We start from the raw sequence: 1459 nt of genomic DNA on the forward strand, positions 1-1459 counted from the left end.
TGTCCCGCGGGGGCAGGGGCGGGGGCGGGGTCGGGGGCCGAAGTGGGAGCCGGGGCCGGCGCCGGAACGAAAGCGGCATCGGAGGCCGGGGCGGGTGCCGGATCGGGAACCGGATCGGGAACCGGATCGGAGGCCGAAGCGACACCGGAGGCGGCCGTCACGGGCACCCGCTCCGCCGGCCCCGGGCCGGCCATCCGGCCGACGATCAGCTCCGCGAGCGCCCCCGGCGTCGTCGCCTCCTCGAACAGCTCGCGCATGCCGATCTTGACGTCGTACGCCTGCTCCAACTCCCGCAGCACGTTGATCATTTGCAGGGAGTCGGCGCCGAGGTCGAAGAAGGAGGTGTCCCCCGCGATCTCGCCCTCGCCGTACCCGAGGTATCTGCCGGCCGCTTCGACGACGTGCCGGAGCACCCGTTCGATCGCTGTCGCGCGGTCGACCGCTGTCGTGTCCTGTGTCACCTGTTCCTCGTCCTTCGCTCGCTTCGCTCGTTCCCGGGGTTCGCGGGGGCCCCGGGGTTCCCAGGGCGCCCCGGGCTCCGGGGGCTTCCGGGGCGTGTCGAACGACGGCTCCGGCCCCGTCCAGTACTTCTCGCGCCGGAAGCGGTAGCCCGGCAGGGGAATCCGCCGGCCGCCGCAGCCCTCCAGCAGCGTCTGCCAGTCGAGTTCGGCGCCCGCGCAGTGCAGGCGCGCCGCCGCCTCCCACAGGGGGGCGAGCCCGGCGCCGCGCCGCAGCGTCGGCACCGCCGGCAGGTCCGGCAGGGCCCGCCGGGCGATCCCGCTCAGCGTGGTGTGCGGGCCGAGCTCCACCAGCGCCGACAGGCCGAGGGAGCCGAGCCCGCGCAGCACGCCGTCGAAGCGGACCCGGCTCCGGGTCTGCCGGAGGACGTACGCGGCGTCGGGCGTCCAGCCGGCCGGGTGGACGCTTCCGTCGACCCCGCTGACGAAGGCGGTCCTCAGCGGCCGGAACGCGACGGTGTCGAGCACCGCGCGGAGCCGGTCCAGCGCCGGCTCCACCAGGGCGGTGTGGAAGGCGCGGTCGACCGGGAGCCGTTCGCCCCGGATGCCGCGCCGCTCCAGCAGCCCCAGCAGCCGCTCCACGGCGCCGTCCGGGCCGGCGAGCACCTGGGCCCGCTCGCCGTTGGCCACGGCCCACTCCAGCCCCGGCACCTCGCCGGCGAGCGCCTCGGCCGTGGCGGCGTCCGCGACCACGGCGACCATGCCGCCCGGGGCGCAGTGGCGCCGCATCAGCAGACCGCGTTCCGCGGTGGCGCGCAGCCCGTCCTCCAGCGCGAGGGCGCCGGCGGCGTACAGGGCGGCGAACTCCCCCACGCTGTGGCCGGCGGTGACGGCGGGGGCCGGGCCCGCGTCCCGCCAGAGGCGGACGAGGGCGCACTGCAGGGCGAAGAGGGCGGGCTGGGCGGTGCCGGTGTCCCAGACCTCCGCCGGCCCGCCCAGCC

Annotated in this window: 1 protein-coding gene; it reads right to left on the reverse strand. The window is 77.2% G+C overall.

Annotated elements, in window-relative coordinates:
• A partial coding sequence (locus ACSNOD_RS31085) for an acyltransferase domain-containing protein (RefSeq protein WP_436770421.1) occupies nucleotides 1–1459 on the reverse strand: 1459 nt, incomplete at both ends.

The organism is Streptomyces sp. URMC 123, assembly GCF_051386515.1.
Taxonomy (GTDB): Bacteria; Actinomycetota; Actinomycetes; order Streptomycetales; family Streptomycetaceae; genus Streptomyces.